This is a genomic window from Brevundimonas naejangsanensis (assembly GCF_003627995.1).
Classification (GTDB): domain Bacteria; phylum Pseudomonadota; class Alphaproteobacteria; order Caulobacterales; family Caulobacteraceae; genus Brevundimonas; species Brevundimonas naejangsanensis_B.
This window is the reverse complement of record NZ_CP032707.1, coordinates 12,603-28,501: the sequence shown is the minus strand read 5'-3', so window position 1 is coordinate 28,501 and position 15,899 is coordinate 12,603. Positions and strand designations below refer to the sequence as shown.

The following is a 15,899-nucleotide window of genomic DNA, read 5'->3' as shown; positions in this document are numbered from 1 at the left end:
CATGAGCGACGCCGAGCACCGCCGCTGGCTGGCCCAGGCCGTCGACCTGGCGCTGGAGAACGTCAAGGCCGGCGGGCGGCCGTTCGGCGCGGTGCTGGTCAAGGACGGCGCGGTGGTCGCGACCGGTGTCAACCGGATGCTGGCCACCTGCGACCCCAGCTCCCACGCCGAAATGGAGGCCCTGCGCCAGGCGGGGCCCGCGCTGGGGACGGTCGACCTGTCGGGCGCTGTCCTCTACGCCAGCGGCCATCCGTGCCCCATGTGCCTGGCTGCGGCGGTGATGACGCGCGTCAGCGCCGTCTATTACGCCTTCAGCAACGACGACGCCGAGGCCTACGGCTTCTCGAGCGCGGCGACCTATCAGGCGCTGGGCGTGAGGCTGGACCCGCCGCCGTTGCCGATGAGGCAACTGGACGTGCCGGGGCGGACGGCGGCGGAGCTTTACGCCGCCTAGCGGAAGGTCACCCGAACGCCCGGCTTGACCTTGGACGCCAGCTGTTCGGCGTCCCAGTTGGTCAGGCGCACGCAGCCGCTGGAGAAGGTCTTGCCGACCTTGGACGGGTCCGGCGTGCCGTGGATGCCGTAGGTGTCGCGCGACAGGTCGATCCACACCGAGCCGACCGGATTGTTCGGCCCCGGCGGCACGATGACCTTGCGGTCGCCCCGGTCATAGCTGACCCGGTCCGGGTCGTAGGTGTAGTTGGGCTCGGGCGCGACGCCGACGACGCGGAGCTCGCCCGAGGGCGCCGGGCGCGCGGAACTGCCGATGGTGGCCGGATAGAAGGCCAGCAGCCTGTCCGACGCGTCATAGGCCCGCACGGACCGTTCCGCCTTGTCGACGACGATGTGGGCCACGTCGCCCGTCAGATCGGTCTGGGTCACGGCGGCGACGACGATGGTCTGGCCCGGCTTGCCGAAGTCGACGCCGGGGTTGAGCGCCTGCAGCAGGCCCTCGGTCATGTGGAACTTCTCGGCCAGCATCTCCAGCGGCGTGGCGTAGCCGACGGTCTGGAGCCTGGCCATGTCGGCCAGTTTGGCCGGGACCTGACCGATGAAGGGCCCGGCCAGGTCGGCGGCGGTGATCGCGTAGTCGGTCAGGACGCGGCCGTCGTCCCCGGCGGTCAGGCGGCGGAAGACCTCGGCGTCCAGCACCCCGTCCTGCGGCAGGCCGGCGGCCTTTTCGAAGGCGGCGACAGCCTGGCGGGTGTTGTCGCCGCCCAGACCGTCGATCACGCCCGGCGAGAAGTTGGCCCGGTCCAGCAGGATCTGAGCGCGCGCTGTCGCCGCGTCCGGCTGTGCCGGCTGGCCCTCTACGGGGGCGGCCGCCACGGATTCGAACACGGCGGTCTCGACCGCCTCGCGCGTCAGGGCCGGCGCCGGGCTTTCGACGACCGGCGGCTGCGGCTCGGGTCTCGGCGTTTCGGCGGGCGATCCGCAGGCCGTCAAGGCGGCCAGGGCGAAGGGAAGGGCGGCGACGGCGAGACGCGATTTCGACATGAAGGCTCCGAGACGGTTTCGGGGCCTGACGAACGCCCCTAGGCCGTCTGCTGTTCCTGCGCGGCTTCCGTGTGCGCGGCGAAGAAGGGCTTCATGCGCGCCAAGGCGTCCTCGATCTCGGGCGTCGAGACGGCGAAGCTGAAGCGGATGAAGCGGTGGCCGTTAACCGGGTCGAAGTCCACGCCCGGCGCCGTCGCCACGCCCGTCTCGCGCACCAGCTTTTCGCAGAAGGCCATGCTGTCGTTGGTCAGGTGACCGATGTCCGCATAGATGTAGAAGGCGCCGTCCGGCGGGGCGATCGAGCGCAGGCCCATGGCCGGCAGGGCCTCCAGCATCCGCTCGCGGTTGGCGCGATAGACGGCGATGTTGGCTTCCAGCTCGTCCTCGCAGTCCATGGCGATCAGGCCGGCGAACTGGCTGAGCGTGGCGGGCGTCAGGAACATGTTGCCCATGCGCGCGCGGGCCTGCTGGACCTCTTCTTCCGGCAGGATCAGCCAGCCTAGACGCCAGCCCGCCATGCTCCAGTATTTGGAGAAGCTGTTGACGATCATGGCCTTGGGATCGAACTGCAGCATGCAGGGCGTGTCATGGCCGTAGGTGATGCCGTGATAGATCTCGTCCGAGATGATGCTGATGTTGCGCTCGCGGCAGACCTCGACGATGGCCTTCAGCTCGTCCTCGGCGATGACGGTGCCGGTCGGGTTGGCCGGGCTGGCGATGATGACGCCCTGGGGCGCCGGGTCCAGCTCGCGCAGGGCCTTGGCCGTCAGCTGGAAGCGCACGTCGGCGCCGCAGTCGATCTCCTGCGGGACGATGTGCAGGGCCTTCATCGTGTTGCGATAGGCGACGTAGCCGGGCCGGGCGATGGCCACCCGGTCGCCGGGGGCGAAGCGCATGTTCAGCGCCACCACCAGAGCGGGCGAGGCGCCGGCCGTCATGATGACGCGCTCGGGGTCGATCTCGACGCCGTAGCGGTCCTTGTACAGCTTGGCCACGCGGGCGCGCAGCAGGGGGCTTTCCCAATAGCCGCCGGCCTCGGCGTCCAGCACGCGGTGGGCCTCGGCGATGGCGCGGCTGGGCGCGCCGGTCGAGGGCTGGCCGAACTCCATGTGGATGACCGAACGCCCCTGGGCCTTCAGGTCGTGGGCGATGCGGCTGATGGCGATGGCGCGGAAGGGTTGAATTTCTACTGTCATTTCAAAGCATCGGCCAATCTGAGGAAGCCCGCCACGTCAATGGTCTCGGCGCGGGCGTCGGGTTCGATTCCAGCGGCTTCGCACAGGGCGGCGCCGCCGAGTTGTTTCAGGCTGGAGCGCAGCATCTTGCGACGCTGGCCGAAGGCGGCCGCCGTGACCCGTTCCAGCCGCTTCAGGCGGTCGGGGGCGGGGCGCTCGGCCAAGGGTACCAGATGCACCACCGCCGAGGCCACCTTGGGCGGCGGGGTGAAGGCGGCGGCGGGCAGGTGCATGACGATGCGCGCCTCGGCCACGGCCTGGGTGATGACCGCCAGGCGGCCATAGGCGTCCTCGCCCGGCTGGGCCACCACGCGCTCGGCGACCTCCTTCTGGAACATCAGGGTCAGGGCGCAGGGCGTCCACGGCCCCGTCAGCCATTTGATCAGCAGCGGCGTGCCGACGTTGTAGGGCAGGTTGGAGACCAGATGCGCCGGCCCCTCGACCAGGTCGGCCTCCTTCACCCGCAGGGCGTCGCCCTCGATGATGCTGAGGCGGCCCGAGCCGTCGTCCAGTTCGGACAGCAGGGGGATGAAGCGCGGGTCTTTCTCGACCAGCACCACCTTGCCAGCGTCGCTTTCCAGCAGGGCGCGCGTCAGGCCGCCGGGGCCGGGGCCGACCTCGATCACGGCGCGGCCCTCGAACGGCCCGGCGTAGCGGACGATCTTCCGCGTGACGTTCAGGTCCAGCAGGAAGTGCTGGCCGAAACTCTTCTTGGCCAGGAGGCCATGGGCGTCGAGCGTTTCACGCAAACTCGGCAGGGCGTCAGCCACTGAAACTCCATCCGCTCATCCCCTTTGGCGGGGACCAGTATTGTAGCTTCATACGCAAACCGAGGAGATTTGTCCGCTGGAATGGTCTCTTCGCGTGAAGTTCTCCCATCTCTAATGTTGAGCGGAGAGAAGGGCAGCCTATCGCTGACGGCGCGTCGCCGCCATCTCCGAGGCCAGGCGGACGGCGGCGATGAAGCTGTCGGCGCGGGCGATCCCCTTGCCGGCGATGTCGAAGCCGGTGCCGTGGTCGGGCGAGGTGCGGATGATGGGCAGGCCGAGCGTGGCGTTCACCCCGCCCCAGAAGTCCAGCGTCTTCACCGGGATCAGCGCCTGGTCGTGATAGAGGCAGACCACGGCGTCGTAGCGCGCCCGCGCCTCCTCGTGGAACAGGGTGTCGGCGGGCAGGGGATCGGTGATGTTCAGCCCCTCGGCGCGCAGGGCTTCGGCGGCGGGGCGCAGCACCGTCACCTCTTGCAGGCCGATGGCGCCGCCTTCGCCCGCGTGGGGGTTGAGCGCGGCCATGGCCAGGCGCGGGGCGGCGATGCCGAAATCGCGTTTCATCGATTCATGGACGACCCGCGCCACGCGGCTGACCCGCTCGGCCGTGACCAGTTCGGGCAGTTGGTCGATCGGGACATGGATGGTGACCAGGCAGGCCCGCAGATTCTTGGCCGTCAGCATCATCACCGGGCCGCGCGTGCCGCGGAAGGGAACGTCGATGGTCAACTCGGCGATGAACTCGGTGTGGCCGGGGAAGCGGAAGCCGGACGCATACATGGGCGCCTTGGCGATGGGGGCCGTGACCAGGCCCGAGCCCTCGCCCGACAGGATCAGGTCGACCCCCCGCTCGATCCAGTCGGCCACGGCGGGCGCATTGGCGGGATCGGGGCGGCCGGGCACGACGGGCGCGGGCGCGGGGCTGTGCAGCACGGGGATGGCGCGGCCGAAGACGGCGGCCGCGTCGGCGGGGCCGAGCACCGGCTCGACCGGCTGCCCCTGGGCGGCCAGGACGTCGGCGTCGCCGACCACGACGAAGGGCGTGACCGGGGCCAGGGGGCCGGGCGGCGTGGCCAGGATCGGCCAGGCGCGGGCGATGATCTCGGGCCCGACCCCGGCCGGATCGCCCATCGTGACGATGAGCGGCCGGCCCATGGTCATTGCTTGATTTCGATCAGGGCGTCCGCCCGCAGGTCGCGCAGGTAGCGACGGCCCAGCATGGCGTAATTCTGATTCTGCAGCCGGGCCTCGACCTGCTGGGCCGAGGGCGCCTCGGGGCCGCCCAGGCGGCGGCCGCAGACGGCCAGCAGGTGAACGCCCAGCGGGGTGCGTACCGCCGTGCTGACCGAGCCCACCTCGGCCGAGCGGGCGACCTGCTGGAACTGCGGCAGCAGGTCGTCGACGTCGCTCTCGCCAAGGTCGGCGCCCAGCATCCCCTGTTCCGAACGGGCGCGGGTCAGGATGTTGTCGCAGGTCAGCTGGCCACGCAGGGCCTCCAGCCGCTGGGTCGCCGCCGCGACCTGGGCCTCGTCGGCGTTCTCGGGCAGTTCGATCATGACCTGCTTCATCTGAACCATGCTGGTCGAGGCGCCCGAGCGCTTGTCGCGCATGTAGAGGATGTAGACGCCGCCATCGACCGGGATCGGGTTCGACAGCTGGCCGACCTCCAGGGTGTCCATGGCGGTCTGCAGGGCGGGCTGCACCGTGCCCTTGACGATCCAGCCGGCGTCGCCGCCGCGCGCGGCCGAGGGGGCGGCCGAGAACTGGCGCGCAACGGCCATGAAGGGAGCGCCCTGGATCATCTGCTGGACCAGCTGGCGAGCGCCGTTCATGGCTTCCTGCATGCCGCCGACGCGAGCGGCCTCGATATAAATCTCGCCGACCAGATACTGGGGCTTGGTCGCCGATTCCGTCAGTTGGCGCATGGACTGCTCGACCTGGCTCTTGCTGACGCGGGCGCGGTCGCGGAAACGGCCGCCGACCAGTTCGCGCCAGCCGATCTCGGTGCGCATCTGCTCGCGGAAGGCGGGGATGCTGATGCCGCCTTGCTGCAGGAAGCCCAGGTAGTTGGCCGCCGTCGTGCCCGCCTGGCGAGCCATGTCGGCGATTTCCTGATCGACTTCCTGGTCCGAAATCTTCAGCTGCTCGAACTTGGCCAGTTCCGCGGCCTGCAGGTGCTGGTCGATCAGGTCGTTCAGCGCCTGCTGCTGGATGGCGCCGATGTTTTCCTCGGTCGGTTGGACCTGGGTCATGGCCATCAGCACCAGCATCCGCTGGCGCAGGTCATAGCCCGTGATGATGCGGTCGTTGACCGTGGCGATGATGCCGTCGGCCATGCGGAACTGCGGCGCGGGCGCGGCGCGCTGCGGCGCCTCCTCGGCGGCCGGGTTCAGGGCGCCGGCCGCCGGCGCCGGAGCGGCGGGGCTGGTCTGGGCCGACGAGGGTTCCACGGCCGCAACGACCAAGAGGGCGGCCAGGGCGGCTCCCGTAGAGTAACGCATCAAACGCATCGTCAGTCCTGATTCCCTAAAGCGGTCCCGACCCGGTTCCGGCAGCGCGCGCAGCCCCGCCGAACCAGGGGCGAACGTCCCCGTAAGCCGCCATGCACGCCATGCCTACCGCATATTGTCACGATCATAGCCTGAACCTCCAAACGTGGCGAGGTTAAGACGCAAATACACGCCCTCGGCGGGGCCGGTGGGGCGCACGCGGGTGTTGTCGCGACGCCAGCCCACCTCGATCCGGAAGCAGTCGTCGTCGAACAGAACGCCCACCTCCGAGCGGGTGATGATGTCCCGCTCCAGGTCGGCGATGCCGTTCACCGCCACGCCCCAATTGCCCCAGATGAACTGGTTGGCCGACAGCTGGACGAACTCATAGTTGCGGTTCAGCGGCCCCGCCAGCGGGTTGGAGCGGTCGACGATGTAGCTGACGCTGGCCAGGTTGCGGCGGCCCCAGCGGCCATCGACCGTGGCCTCGGCCCGGTGAATTTCGCCGGCGCCGTCCAGGGTGGCGTGGAACCAGCCGCGCATCCGGTCCGAGGGATTGAACGTCGCGTGCACCACCCAGTCCGAGGTCCGGTGCGCCAGGCCCGAGGGATCGTAGAGACGCGTCGGATCGTCGGGAATGGGCGTCAGAAACTCGTCCAGGTCGTCGGCGCGCATGCTGCGGCCGATGAAGAGGCTGGCGGAGCGCACCTCGTCCCAGCGCAGGGTGGCGCGCGCCCCGGCGGTGAAGCGCAGGCCGCCTTCGAGCAGGTCGTAGCCGGGGAAGCGGTCTATGCGGAACAGGGACAGGTGATCCAGTTCGGTGACCTGGCTGTCCTCATTGGGGATGCGGGGGTCCAGGTCGGCCTTGTTCGAGATCGACAGCTGGGCCATCGGCTCGAGGATCAGGTCCGACGAGGCGCTGAGGCGACGATAGAGCGGATAGCTGATGTCGACCCCCGCGCTGGTGCGGGCGCGGGCGTGGTTGACGTCGTCGATGCCCAGCGAGGGCGGCAGGTCGCCGACCGAATAGAAGTCCGCGCGCAGGTCGACGAACGGCTCCCAGCGCACGCCCAGGGGCGAGATCAGGGTGCGGCGCCACTCGGCCTGGCCGGTCACGCGGCGGCTGTCGACGCCCGGCAGGCCTTCGGTCGGTCCCGGGGGAATCAGCTCCGGCGACAGGGTGGGGAAGCCGACATAGGCCTGGCGGGTCAGCGCCACGGCCGAGCCGCGCAGCCGCAGCCGTCCGCCGAACACCGGCCCCTCGGGCTCCCAGCGGGCCTCGATCAGGGGCGCGACCAGGGGCAGGGTGTGGTCGTCCTCGAAGACGTTGAGGGCGGGCGTGATCGGATTGATCTCGGCCACGCGCAGGCTCTGCAGGGTGAAGGCCGCGACCGACAGATAGGAACGCGTGGTCTGACGCTCGGCGTAGATCTGGCTGATCAGGCGGCGGCTGTCGCCGTAGTAGAGGCCGTTGTCCTGATAGGCGTCGCGCACGTCGTAGCGGTCGAACAGGGTCTTGTCCGAGACCCGCTCGGCAGTGAAGCCCCAGCGCCAGGCGCCGTCGGGGTCAAACGTGCCGTGGGCCAGCAGATAGCTGCGGCTGGTCCGATCGCCGAAGCGGACATTGCTCTCGGCGTGGCCGTCGCCGTCCAGGTCGAAATCGCCGAAGCTGCGGCCGTAGGTGTAGCCGCCGCGCGCGACGATGGTCCCGTCCGTGAAGCGGCGGCGCCACTGCACGTTCATCAGGGGCGCGACCTTGGTGTTGAACTGCGGGCTGAACAGCCAGTCCTCGGACGGGGAGACCACGCGCAGATAGGGAACTTCGAGCGAAAAGCCGCGCCCGGCCTCATAGTCGACCGTCGGCACCAGGAAGCCGGAGGCGCGGTCGACCGACGGGTCGGGATGGGCGAAGGCCGGCAGGTAGAAGACAGGCACGCCGCCCAGGCGGAATACCACGTTGCGATACAGGATCGCCCGCAGTTCCTCGTTCTGCACCGCCTTCTCGGCCTGGATCGAGACGCTCGGCGTCTTGGGGCCGTTGGCGTCGCAGATGGGGCAGGGGGTGAAGATGACGGAGTTCAGCTCGCTGACCGTCTCGGACCGGCGCACCGCCGTGGCGGCCATCAGGCTGGCCCCGTTCGACAGGCGGGTGGCCAGGTCGACCGCGACGCCGGCCTTGAGGTCGGAGTCCAGTTCGATGCGGCTGGCGTGGACGACCGAGCCGTCCGGCGCCGTCAGCTCGGCGTCGCCCGAGGCCGTGGCGATGCGCTTTTGAAGATCGTAGGTGACGTCCTGGGCGCGCAGGCTGTGGTCCTGGAACCGGGCGAAGACGCGATCCTCGGCCGAGCCGTGGGCCGAGACGACGTCGCCGTCACGCTGGGCGGAATCGGCGTCGATGAAGACGGCGTCGGGCGTCAGGCCGTCGGCGCCGGGGGCCTGCGCCGTCGTCTGGGCCTTGGGCTGGGCCGCTGCGGGGGCCGGCGCCTCCTGGGCCAGGGCCAGCTGGGGCAGCGCCAGTTGAGACAGGGGCGCGCCTATGACCAACGCCGCGCCGGTCAGCAGCCGAAGGCGCAGGGCTCCCATGCGGGGGAGACGGCGGTTGGTCATGCGGTGTCCACTCATTGCCGGCTGGGCGGAACCGCCCGATTAGCCGTCTTCGGTATAGAACAGCAAGGTGAAGGCTGCGAGGGCCGTCAAGACCGGCGGCAGCCAGGCGGCGATGACCGGGGCGACCACCTCGGCCGAGCCCATGGCCGACGAGAACTGGTTCAGGAAGAAGAAGGCGAAGCCCAGCACCACGGCCGCCACCGTCATCCGCGCCAGGTCGCCCAGCCGCATCAGCCGCAGCGAGAAGGCTGCCGCCAGGATCGACATGGCGCCGAAGATCAGCGGCGTGGCCAGAAGTTGTTGCAGCCGCAGCCGGTAGGCGGTCGAGGCGAAGCCCGCGTCCTCGATGCGGCGAATCTGGTTGGGCAGGGACCAGAAGGGCGTCGATTGAGGCCGGGCGAAGCGCTGGAAGGCCTCTTCGTCGGCCAGGTTGGACGGCAGGTCCAGGGTGGCGTAGCGCACGGCCCGCTGGCCGGTCTGCGCGCCTGCCGCATCGGTCAGGCGCCAGCGCCCGGCGTTGAGGGCGGCCGTGGCCGCGTCGATGCGTTCGGTGAAGACGCGACGGCCCGACGAGGTGGTGGTGTAGATGAAGAAGGTCGCGTCCAGCAGGCGGCCGCTGGCCTGTTCCTGGCGCGCGGCGCGGATGATCATCTGCCGGTTGGCGTCGCCCTCGCGCAGCCAGACCGCTTCATGCGATTCGCTCCCGGGCACGGAGCCCGAGATGCGGGCGCGCTCGCGCTGCCAGATGCCGTCGCCAGCCGCCGCCATCGGGCCCAGAACCGTGACCGTCAGCACCCCCAGCGCCACCGCCGCTCCGGCCGCCGGCAGGACGAAGCGCCAGGCCGAGACGCCCGCCGCCCGCATGGCGATCAGTTCGCTGCGCCGGTTCAGGCTGACGAACGCCCCCAGGGTGCCGAACAGAAAGACGAAGGGCAGAAGCTGGATGATGACCGAGGGAGACTTGACCAGCACCAGGCCGAAGATCCGCGCGCTCGACAGTTCGCCCGAGGAGTTCAGCCCGCGCGACACCTCGACGAAGTCGATCAGCATGACCAGGGCGCCGATGACCGCCAGGGCCACGCCCAGCGACTTCATCTGCTGGAGCAGCACATAGCGTTCGATGCGGCCCAACCGGAACCTGGGGAGCTTCATGCGAACCTCGCCTTCAGGCGTTCAAGCGGCGCCCAGGCGCGACGGCGGCGCGGCTTCAGGGCGCGGAACAGGATGCGCAGGGCCAGGGCCGTGGCCGCCAGCGGCACGACGTATTGCAGGATGTTCAGCGCCTCGTTCCAGGCGCTGGCCGCCACCAGGCCGTAGCCGATCACCCGCAGGATCAGGAAGGCGCCCGCCGCCCGCGCGATTCGTCCGGCGTAGCCCGTCCGGCTGAAGGCGCCGCCCAGGATGGCCGCCAGGGCGAAGGCCATGGCCGCCAGGGCGTAGAAGGGGGAGGCCAGACGCGAGTGCCCCTCGGCCGCCAGTTCCCCGCGCGTGCCGGCGCTTTCCAGCAGAGCGGGGGTTGGATCGAACAGGTCGGTCAGCCACAGGTCAGAGGGCTTGAAGCGGATGCGCTCGGTGGTCTTGGCGTAGGGCGACAGGTCGAACACCTGCTGGTCGAACGACAGCTGGTTCAACACCTGGCGCGAGGAATAGCGCTGCATCGACCCGTTCTGCATGGTCAGGACCGGCAGGCCGTCGACCCGGCCGAAACGGGCGGTCTCAGCGTCCCAGGTCGTGACCGTCTTGCCGTTGTCCAGATAGACGAACAGGTTCTTCATCAGGCCGTTCTGCTCGATCTGCTGAACATAGACGGTCAGTCCGCCCGGCCCCTGGACGAAGCGGCCTTCCTCGACCAGCAAGGCGGCCAGGTCGGTGCGGATGGCGAAGGCCTGGCGGCGGCCCTCGCGCTGGGCCCAGGGCTGGACGAAGACGTTCACCAGCAGGGCCGCGACCGTCACGATCAGAGCGATCTGCAGGGCGGGCCGGATCAGAGCCCAGCGGCTGACCCCGGCGGCGTAGGCGGCGGTCAGCTCCTGCTCGCGCTGCAGCCGCGTCAGGGCGATCAGGGCGCCGACGAACAGGCCGATGGGCAGGATGACGGCGATCAGCTGCGGCAGGGCCAGCAGGGTCAGCTTGACCATGACGCCGACGCTCTGGCCGCGCTCGACGATGACCTCCAGCTGATCCAGGCTCTGGCTCAGCAGGCCGATCCCGGCCAGCGCCGCGCACGCCGCCACTACGGGCAGGCCGATCTGGCGGAAAAGATACCTCTGGATCAGGGTCATGCAGCAGGAAAGGTCGGATAATCGGCCGCGAACGTGTTGCGACCTTTGGCGATGCGAGCCATGTAATACACATCCGGCCGCCCCGACGGAACCGTCGCCGCGACCATGGCAAATTCAAAGCGTGATCGAGGCGCGGAAGTCTCGGTCTGGAGTCAGTTTAATGAAAATCGAATTCGTCGCTTCGACCGGCGCTGCCGAAATTCTCGCCGTGCTGGTGCATGAAGGACGAGCCCTTGCGGGCGCAGGGACGGCGCTGGATCATGCCGCCTCGGGCGCCTTGGCCAAGGCGATGAACAACAGCCGCTTCACCGGCGCCGCCAACAGCAGCCTGAACGTCGCCGCCCCGGCCGGCATCGACGCGAACGCGGTCCTGCTGGTCGGCGCGGGCGCGGCGGACAAGCTGGACGACCTGGCGGTCGAGACCGCTGCCGCCGCCGCCTATCACGCGGCCAAGATGTCGGGCGCCGAAGTCCTGACCCTGGACGTGGCGCACCTGTCGCCGGAACTGGCCGCCCGCGCCGGTTTCGCCGTGCGCCTGGCCGCCTATCGCTTCGCCAAATACCTGACCAAGCAGAAGCCGGAGAAGATTCCGTCGGTAACGACCGTTCGCGTCGTGACCTCGGACGTGAAGGCCGCCGAGGGCGCCTTCCAACCGCTGTCGGCCGTGGCCGACGCCGTCTTGTTCTCGCGCGACCTGGTGTCGGAGCCCGCCAACGTCCTCTACCCGGCCGAGTTCGCGCGCCGCGTGAAGGAGCTGGAGGCCCTGGGCGCCAAGGTCGAGATCCTGGGCGAGGCCGAGATGGAGAAGCTGGGCATGGGCTCGCTGCTCGGCGTCGGCCAGGGCTCGGTGCGGGAAAGCCAGCTGGCCGTCATCCAGTGGAACGGCGGCAAGGCGGGCGAGGCCCCCATCGCCTTCGTCGGCAAGGGCGTCTGCTTCGACACCGGCGGCATCAGCCTGAAGCCCGCCGAGGGCATGGAGGAGATGAAGTGGGACATGGGCGGGGCCGCCGCCGTGGCTGGCCTGATGCACGCCCTGGCGGGCCGCAAGGCCAAGGTCAACGCCGTCGGCGTCCTCGGCCTGGTCGAGAACATGCCCGACGGCAACGCCCAGCGTCCGGGCGACGTGGTCACCTCCATGTCGGGTCAGACCATCGAGGTGCTGAACACCGACGCCGAAGGCCGCCTCGTCCTGGCCGACGCCCTCTGGTACACGCAGGACCGCTTCAAGCCGAAGTTCATGGTCGATCTGGCCACCCTGACGGGCGCCATCATCATCTCCCTGGGCCTGGAATACGCCGGCGTCTTTACCAACAGCGACGAACTGGCCGCCAACATCGCCGACGCCGGTTCCAAGGTGGGCGAGAAGTCCTGGCGCATGCCGATCCCGGCCGAATACGACCGCCACATCGACAGCCCCATCGCCGATGTGAAGAACATGGGCAACGGCCGCGCCGGCGGCTCGATCACCGCCGCCCTGTTCCTGCAACGCTTCACCAACGGCGTGCCGTGGGCGCACATCGACATCGCCTCGACCGCCTGGGTCAAGGACTCCAAGAACCCGACCGTGCCGGACGGCGCCGTGGGCTATGGCGTGCGTCTGCTCGACCGCTTGGTCGCCGACCACTACGAAGGCTGACGCACGTCCAGGAGGGCAGGGCCGGGTGTCTGACGCCAAGCCGGAAATCTGGTTCTACCACCTGGAGCGGTCGACGCTGGATCAGGTGCTGCCGACCCTGCTGGAGCGCACGCTTCAGCGGGGCTGGCGCGCCCTGATCCGGGGGGCGACCTCGCACGGGCTCGACGACATCGACGAGCTGCTGTGGACCTATCGCGACGACAGCTTCCTGCCGCACGGCCGGGCCGACGGCGAGCACGCCGCGCGCCAGCCTGTGCTCCTTTCCGAATCGGGCGAGAATCTGAACGGCGCTCAGGCGCTGTTCATCGTCGATGATTCAGAACTCGGGGCCACGGAGGATTACGCGCGTTGCTTCATCATCTTCGACGGCCGGGACGAGCAGGCGTTGCAGCACGCGCGCGGGCGCTGGCGGGCGCTGAAGGCCGAGGGCGCCGACCTGGCCTATTGGAAACAGTCGGACGAAGGGCGCTGGGAAAAGGCGGCCTGATCCTGGGGGCTGGCCTAGCCGCCCTGTCGGCCTGCGCCTCGCCGCCGCCCGCGTCGCAGCCGAGCGCCCCCCGCGTCGTCGCCCAGGCCCAGCAAAGCCAACCGGTCGGCACGCGGATGCCCCAGACCGACGCCGATCTGTGCAAGGCACAGGAGCTTCAATGGCTGGTCGGGAAACTGCGCAGCCAGATTCCCGTTCCGGTGGACGTGGTGAACCGGCGCGTCGCCTGCACCACCTGCCCCATCACCGAAGATTATTCGCCTTACCGTTTGAATATTTTCTACAATCAGCAGACCGGCCTGGTCGAACAGGTTCGCTGCGGCTGATCGAGAAGGACGCCTCATGAAGACGATTCTGACCCTGAGCGCGGCCGTCGGCTTCCTGGCCCTGGCCGCCTGCGCTCCGACCCAGACCGGCGGCTCGGCCGCGACGCCCGGCGGCGAGGCGACTCCCGTGGCCTGCAAGGCCGGCGACTATCAGGACTACGTCGGCCGTCACCGCTCGACCATTCCCGCCGACGCGCCGCGAGGCCGCATCTTCCGCGTCCTGTGCAGTAGCTGCGCGGCGACCATGGACTATCGCGATAACCGCGTGACCTTCACCTACGACGACAAGACCGAGATCGTGACGCGGGTCAGCTGCGGCTGAGGACTGCTAACTACCCGCTCATCCCGGCGGATGCCGGGATCCAGTGCTTTGGCTGCGAGCGCGGCGGGTGAAGTTCTCACTGGGCCCCGGCGTCCGCCGGGATGAGCGGAGGGGGCTATCGCTCCAGGCCGTAGAGGGCGTCGGCGACGTCCTCGACCTTCTGGCGCACTACGGTTTCGGCGTCGCGCAGGCCGCGGTTGTAGAACAGGCGGCCGATGTCCCGGCCGATGAATTCGACCAGCATTTCGGCGGGCAGGCGGCCGACCTCGACCTCCATCTCGTCACGGAGATAGGCGTGCAGGCGGGCGGCCGCCTCCTGCATCTCGTCCTTGGTCAGCACGGGCGGCGGCGCCTTGCTCATCACGCCACCTCGGCCAGGGCTTCTTCAGCGGCGATCCAGTCGGCCTCGGCCTGATCCAGGTCGGCCTGGGCCTTGGCGCGGGCGCGGGTCAGGCCTTCCAGCTTCTTCGGGTCACTGACGGCCGCGTTTGCCAGGTCGTCGTCCAGACGGGCCAGATCGGCGGTCAGCTGAGCCATCCGGTCCTCGGCCTTCTTCACCGCATGGCGAAGGGTCGAAGGCGAGGGGCCCTTCTTCTTCTCGGCCTTGGGCGCGGCGACGGGGGCCGGCGCCTCGACGGCGGCGTCTTCATGCTTGACCTGGCTGGGCTTCATGCCGGCCTGTTTGGCGCGGTCGAGGACGAACTTCTGATAGTCGTCCATGTCGCCGTCGAACGGCTTCACCGAGCCGTCGGCGGCCAGCCACAGGCGGTCGGCCACCAACTCCATCAGCGAGCGGTCGTGGGTGATCAGGATGACCGCGCCGGTATATTCGTTCAGCGCGTCCAGCAGGGCGCGGCGGCTGTCGATGTCCAGGTGGTTGGTCGGTTCGTCGAGGATCAAGATGTGCGGCGCATCCATCGCCACCAGGTTCAGCAGCAGGCGCGCGCGCTCGCCGCCCGACAGGGAGCCGACGGTGGTTTCCTGCTTTTCGAACGGCAGGCCGAACTGAGCGAGACGGCTGCGGCGGCTGCTTTCTGAGGCGTCCGGCATGGCGCGGCGGATGATCTCCAGCGGCGTATCGGTCGGGTCCATCGCCTCGATCTGGTGCTGGTGGAACCAGCCCACGCGCATCTTGCCGTCGCGGTGGAACTCGCCCGTTTCGATGGTCAGCGCCTTGGCGATCAGCTTGGCGAAGGTCGACTTGCCCGCGCCGTTGACGCCCAGCAGACCGATGCGGTCGTCCAGGTCCATCCGCAGGTTCAGGTTCTTCAGGATCGGCTTGCCCGGCTCATAGCCGACGTTGGCCTTTTCCAGCCGGATCAGCGGCGGGGGTAGGGGGCGTTCGGGCGAGGGCAGGGTGAAGGGGGCGACGCGCTCTTCGGGCGGCAGTTCGATGCGCTGCATCTTCTCCAGCCGCTTGACGCGCGACTGGGCCTGGGTGGCCTTGGAGGCCTTGGCCTTGAAGCGGTCGATGAACTTCTGAAGGTGGGCGCGCTCGGCGTCCTGCTTGGACTTGTTGGCCTCCATCAGGCGCAGCTTCTCGGCCCGCGTCTTTTCGAAGGTGTCGTAGTTGCCGGTGTAGAGGTCCAGCTTGCGGTTCGAAAGCTGCAGGATGTGGGTGCAGACGCCGTTCAGCAGCTCGCGGTCGTGGCTGATGATCAAGGCCGTGTGCGGATAGCGCTTGAGCCGCTGCTCCAGCCACAGGGCGCCTTCCAAGTCGAGGTAGTTGGTCGGTTCGTCCAGCAGCAGCATGTCCGGCTCGGCGAACAGGGCGGCGGCCAGCGCCACGCGCATCCGCCAGCCGCCCGAGAACTCGGCCATCGGGCGAAGCATGTCGTCCTGGCTGAAGCCCAGGCCGACCAGGATTTCAGACGCGCGCGAGGGGGCGCTGTCGGCGTCGATCTCGATCAGGCGGCCCCAGATCTCGCCCATTTCCTCGGGTTCGGCGGTTTCCAGCCGGGTCAGCAGGTCGTGGCGCTCGACGTCGGCCTCCAGGATGGTGTCCAGCACGCTGACGGGCGTGGCGGGGTGTTCCTGATCAACCGATCCGATGCGGGCGGTCTTGGGCAGGGAGATTTCGTCGCCGTTGGCGGCCAGCTCGCCCAGGATCAGCTTGAACAGGGTCGATTTGCCGATGCCGTTGCGGCCGACCAGGCCGACCTTGGACCCCGGCGGCAGGCTGACGGAGGCGTCGTCCAGGAACTCTCGGCCCCAAGCGTTGTAGGTCAGGTTTTTGATCTGCAGCATGGGA

15 protein-coding genes are annotated in these 15,899 nt (G+C 69.2%); 5 read left to right on the top strand and 10 right to left on the bottom strand.

The window, feature by feature from the left end:
- The first annotated feature begins 1 nt into the window (after position 1).
- The gene (locus D8I30_RS00125; protein WP_121480919.1) at positions 2–454 is read left to right on the top strand and encodes a nucleoside deaminase; all 453 of its coding nucleotides are present in this window, start codon (positions 2–4) and stop codon (positions 452–454) included.
- On the opposite strand, the gene D8I30_RS00120 is transcribed toward D8I30_RS00125, so the two are convergent.
- From D8I30_RS00120 to D8I30_RS00085, 8 genes are all read right to left on the bottom strand, one after another.
- Positions 451–1,497: a L,D-transpeptidase family protein gene (locus D8I30_RS00120; RefSeq protein ID WP_121480918.1), complete on the bottom strand. Its 1,047-nt coding sequence runs from the start codon at positions 1,495–1,497 to the stop codon at positions 451–453. The genes D8I30_RS00125 and D8I30_RS00120 overlap by 4 nt on opposite strands.
- Positions 1,498–1,535: 38 nt before the next feature.
- Complete coding sequence (locus D8I30_RS00115) at positions 1,536–2,693, bottom strand: pyridoxal phosphate-dependent aminotransferase (protein ID WP_121480917.1); 1,158 nt, start codon at positions 2,691–2,693, stop codon at positions 1,536–1,538.
- A complete protein-coding gene (gene rsmA / locus D8I30_RS00110; protein ID WP_205570727.1) occupies positions 2,690–3,502 on the bottom strand; it encodes a 16S rRNA (adenine(1518)-N(6)/adenine(1519)-N(6))-dimethyltransferase RsmA in 813 nt (270 codons plus the stop codon). Before rsmA ends, D8I30_RS00115 begins: the two co-directional genes overlap by 4 nt.
- A 138-nt stretch (positions 3,503–3,640) precedes the next feature.
- Positions 3,641–4,660 carry a 4-hydroxythreonine-4-phosphate dehydrogenase PdxA gene (gene pdxA, locus D8I30_RS00105; RefSeq protein WP_121480916.1) on the bottom strand — a complete coding sequence of 340 codons (1,020 nt, stop codon included), beginning with the start codon at positions 4,658–4,660 and terminating at the stop codon, positions 3,641–3,643.
- Positions 4,657–6,009, bottom strand: coding sequence for a peptidylprolyl isomerase (locus D8I30_RS00100; protein ID WP_205570726.1), 1,353 nt, complete (start codon positions 6,007–6,009; stop codon positions 4,657–4,659). Before D8I30_RS00100 ends, pdxA begins: the two co-directional genes overlap by 4 nt.
- Positions 6,010–6,114: 105 nt before the next feature.
- The gene (locus tag D8I30_RS00095; protein ID WP_240387264.1) at positions 6,115–8,595 is read right to left on the bottom strand and encodes an LPS-assembly protein LptD; all 2,481 of its coding nucleotides are present in this window, start codon (positions 8,593–8,595) and stop codon (positions 6,115–6,117) included.
- Positions 8,596–8,634: 39 nt separating this feature from the next.
- Positions 8,635–9,747, bottom strand: coding sequence for an LptF/LptG family permease (locus tag D8I30_RS00090; RefSeq protein ID WP_121480915.1), 1,113 nt, complete (start codon positions 9,745–9,747; stop codon positions 8,635–8,637).
- Positions 9,744–10,877, bottom strand: coding sequence for an LptF/LptG family permease (locus D8I30_RS00085; RefSeq protein WP_121480914.1), 1,134 nt, complete (start codon positions 10,875–10,877; stop codon positions 9,744–9,746). The genes D8I30_RS00090 and D8I30_RS00085 overlap by 4 nt, the downstream gene beginning before the upstream one ends.
- Before the next feature lie 160 nt (positions 10,878–11,037).
- Between D8I30_RS00085 and D8I30_RS00080 the strand changes: the two genes are divergently transcribed.
- The 4 genes from D8I30_RS00080 to D8I30_RS00065 all read left to right on the top strand — a co-directional run bounded on the left by D8I30_RS00080 (position 11,038) and on the right by D8I30_RS00065 (position 13,648).
- Positions 11,038–12,513, top strand: coding sequence for a leucyl aminopeptidase (locus tag D8I30_RS00080; RefSeq protein ID WP_121480913.1), 1,476 nt, complete (start codon positions 11,038–11,040; stop codon positions 12,511–12,513).
- 25 nt (positions 12,514–12,538) lie between these two features.
- Complete coding sequence (locus tag D8I30_RS00075) at positions 12,539–13,000, top strand: DNA polymerase III subunit chi (protein WP_121480912.1); 462 nt, start codon at positions 12,539–12,541, stop codon at positions 12,998–13,000.
- A 116-nt stretch (positions 13,001–13,116) separates the two neighbouring features.
- Complete coding sequence (locus tag D8I30_RS00070; protein WP_240387263.1) at positions 13,117–13,326, top strand: hypothetical protein; 210 nt, start codon at positions 13,117–13,119, stop codon at positions 13,324–13,326.
- A 16-nt stretch (positions 13,327–13,342) separates the two neighbouring features.
- Positions 13,343–13,648 (top strand): hemolysin, encoded by a 306-nt coding sequence (locus D8I30_RS00065; protein WP_121480911.1) that lies wholly within the window; start codon positions 13,343–13,345, stop codon positions 13,646–13,648.
- A gap of 115 nt (positions 13,649–13,763) precedes the next feature.
- Here D8I30_RS00065 and D8I30_RS00060 read toward each other — a convergent pair whose 3' ends face one another.
- Complete coding sequence (locus D8I30_RS00060; protein ID WP_121480910.1) at positions 13,764–14,009, bottom strand: DUF2164 family protein; 246 nt, start codon at positions 14,007–14,009, stop codon at positions 13,764–13,766.
- Positions 14,009–15,895: an ABC-F family ATP-binding cassette domain-containing protein gene (locus D8I30_RS00055; RefSeq protein ID WP_121480909.1), complete on the bottom strand. Its 1,887-nt coding sequence runs from the start codon at positions 15,893–15,895 to the stop codon at positions 14,009–14,011. Before D8I30_RS00055 ends, D8I30_RS00060 begins: the two co-directional genes overlap by 1 nt.
- Between the last annotated feature and the right edge of the window lie 4 nt (positions 15,896–15,899).